At 59.6% G+C, this 2,736-nt stretch carries 4 protein-coding genes; 2 read left to right on the top strand and 2 right to left on the bottom strand.

Going from position 1 to position 2,736, the window contains the following annotated elements; all coding sequences use genetic code 11:
• Window positions 1-304: 304 nt before the first annotated feature.
• Entirely contained in the window at window positions 305-625 is a 321-nt protein-coding gene (locus HWN72_RS30495) for a hypothetical protein (RefSeq protein WP_211152300.1), read from the top strand.
• Between the two features lie 522 nt (window positions 626-1,147).
• Here HWN72_RS30495 and HWN72_RS30490 read toward each other — a convergent pair.
• Together HWN72_RS30490 and HWN72_RS30485 are read right to left on the bottom strand one after the other, a co-directional pair.
• A complete protein-coding gene (locus HWN72_RS30490; RefSeq protein WP_211152299.1) occupies window positions 1,148-1,420 on the bottom strand; it encodes a type II toxin-antitoxin system YafQ family toxin in 273 nt (90 codons plus the stop codon).
• Complete coding sequence (locus tag HWN72_RS30485; RefSeq protein WP_211152298.1) at window positions 1,417-2,034, bottom strand: hypothetical protein; 618 nt, start codon at window positions 2,032-2,034, stop codon at window positions 1,417-1,419. Before HWN72_RS30485 ends, HWN72_RS30490 begins: the two co-directional genes overlap by 4 nt.
• Window positions 2,035-2,427: 393 nt before the next feature.
• On the opposite strand from HWN72_RS30485, the gene HWN72_RS30480 reads away from it, so the two are divergent.
• Complete coding sequence (locus HWN72_RS30480; RefSeq protein ID WP_211152297.1) at window positions 2,428-2,700, top strand: type II toxin-antitoxin system RelB/DinJ family antitoxin; 273 nt, start codon at window positions 2,428-2,430, stop codon at window positions 2,698-2,700.
• Window positions 2,701-2,736: the final 36 nt, after the last annotated feature.

Raw genomic sequence — 2,736 nt, 5'->3', positions numbered from 1 at the left:
GTGCTTCATAGCTCAGTCCGCGCTAGGGCAGCTGCTGTTTCAAGTGTCAGAACCGAACGGTTATGACCCTCGGAGGGAGGGCGGCGGTATTCGACCATGCCGGCTCGGAAAGCTGCCCGGGCGCTAACCACCGCTTTTTGCCGTCCGTAAGCCAACGGATCAGCATTGCGCGTCGGTCGCACCGAATGTGGTTTCTGTCTCACGGAGCGTGCGTTCCCCGCATCGATCCGTCTCACGCAATGCGAGCCGAAAACCGCCCTATATTGCAGTTCCGGGCGATCATCATTGCGAGCCGCTACAGGTAATGCTCGAACCCGGCTCTCCCGTTGCCGCTATGGTTGGTCGCTGGGGGGGAGCCAGCTCGCTGGTTATTGGCGCGGTCCTGCTCGGGCGCGTCATCCGCGACATGCCATACCTGCTTCCCAACCGCCTGCCCGGCCTGGTCGTCTATGAAGTGGGGCCGGGTCTGCTCCTGGCCGTCGCGCTATGGTTTGCAGTCAGCATCACGCGCGGGTGCTTTCGTACACGAACGAGGCTGATCCTCTTTGTGGTGATGGCCGCCCTTGTCGGCTCGATCGCCATTGGCAATGCTTTTGCTCCCTCGCTGGATGGGCGTTGGCTATGACCGGGGGCGTCAGCAGGCCGGAACCCGAACGCGCGGTTCACTATCTGGCCTTTGCCAACGATTATGCCGATGCGGCGGGTCGCATCCTCCTGATCAACCGGGCAGACGCTGCGCAGATGGGCTATTTCGCGCTGGTTGCGCATGGTCTGGAACTTGCGCTCAAGGCGATACTGATCGCCGATGGCTGGGATGAAGAGCGGCTTATGCTGATGGGCCATAGCCTGCACCGATGTTGCAGGGCGATCGATCGCGGGTCGCTCGATCTTGCAGCGGCCATTTCGGCTAGCGACCATGCGACGATCGACGCGCTCGATTGCCCGCACGCCATGCAATGCTTCCGTTATCCTGGCTTGCCTCCGCAAGACCTTCCAGCCCCGGCGGCAGCGCATGGCTGCCTTCGCCGTGTGCTGGCGGTGGCCGCCCAGCGCATAGTACTGAAGTTGGATAGGATCGGTGCGCCCTNCGGGGCGAGGCAATCGGCCTGCTGCGCGGCCGTCGCCTTGCCCCGGATCAGCGCTCGGGTCATCCGAACAGTTCGCTGTGCGAACCGATACGGGCCAGAACGAGTGCGTCTTCGGTCTTGCGGTAGATCAGCACCAGGTCGGGCTTGATGTGGCAATCCCGGTATCCCTTCCAATCGCCGGTCAGCAAATGGTCGGACAGGTTGGGCGGCAACACCTCATCCATCACCAGCATGTCGAGGACGGGCTGGAAAATGGCATCGAGGCCGGCGTCGGATCGCTTCTCTCGCTTGTAATCGCGTTTGAACCGGCCCGTAATTTCAACGGGTCTCATTCCGCGCCTCCAGTGGTCGGCAGATCCACCTTGGCCTTGGCCGCCGCGTCGATGACGGGCTGCGGGATGACCGGCGGTTCGCCATCGGGCGGGAACGGCGTCCATTCCACCAGCATATCGCCGGCACCGATCTCCAGCGCCGTTTCCACCAGCGCCGCATAGCTCGTCGCGGTGAGGCCCGGCGTCTTGATCGAATGATGCCAGCGCAGGATGAAATGCGGATTGAAGATGATCGCATTGCCCATCGGCCCGGACTTACCCGGCTTGATGTCGATGAACTTCAGTTCCTGAAGCTTCTTCATCCGGGTCGCCCAGGTATGTTCACCGCGCTGACCGCCGAACCCCGAGGCATTGGCCATGTCGCCATGCTTGTTCAGGATGACATACGAGTTGTCCCACGTGTGGCACCACAGCGTCAGATAGGTAGATGATACCGGCGCGCCCTTGGTCATTTCATCCATGATCTTGAGGATCAGCGGCATCGTTTTGGGGATCGTTGCGAACCCCTTGTTGGCCTTGCGATTCCACAGCCAGGTTTCCATACCCGGCCAGTGCAGATCGCGCATGGCGAGCTGCTTTTTCGTAATCGCACTCGCCTCCCTGGTCGTCGCCATTATTTTTACTCCATGTGTCGCGGCCCTGTTGCGGCGACAAACAGGTTATGCACTATTTATCGTAGTTTTTCAATGACTTAGGTATTGACTGACGCAACATAGGATGTGCGCTCGTTGCAACTACTATATGCTTATTTGCGTGATCTGATGCAACTAAAATCGCATCGTGCAACATATGTTTCATATGATGTCGATTTTCGGCTTTGTTTTCAGCGACTTATAAGCGCCCTGTCTGTGCTCGAATGTGCTTATGTCCTCCCACGTACTCTCCGTGCTCCACGTGCTCCCGGGAGAGTGCAGAGAGGGGTAGTGCTATTGACACCCAGGCGTTAGGAGGCCATTTACGATTTGTAGCTACAATGTGGCTCAGATGATTTCAATGGGGTGAGTGAAGTGGCAGCGGCCGACGTAGTACGTGCTCGGATTGATTCCGACTTGAAGAAGGAAGCCAGCGCAATTCTTGCGGGGATGGGCCTGTCTGTGTCCGACGCCATCCGGCTGATGCTGGTGCGCGTAGCCTCCGACAAGAACCTGCCCTTCGACATTCGCGTTCCCAATGCCACCACCCAGGCGGCGATGCGCGATGCGTCCGAAGGCAAGGTGGAGCGGTTCGCTACCGTCGCGGACCTGATGGGCGCGCTCAATGAGGACGATGACGAGGACTAGGCTCGTTGCGACTGAACCAGTGCTGCATGCTGCGGC

The organism is Novosphingobium sp. HR1a (assembly GCF_015594425.1).
Lineage (GTDB): Bacteria > Pseudomonadota > Alphaproteobacteria > Sphingomonadales > Sphingomonadaceae > Novosphingobium > Novosphingobium resinovorum_A.
The sequence above is the reverse complement of the archived record's forward strand: the minus strand, read 5'-3'. Positions and strand labels throughout refer to the sequence as shown.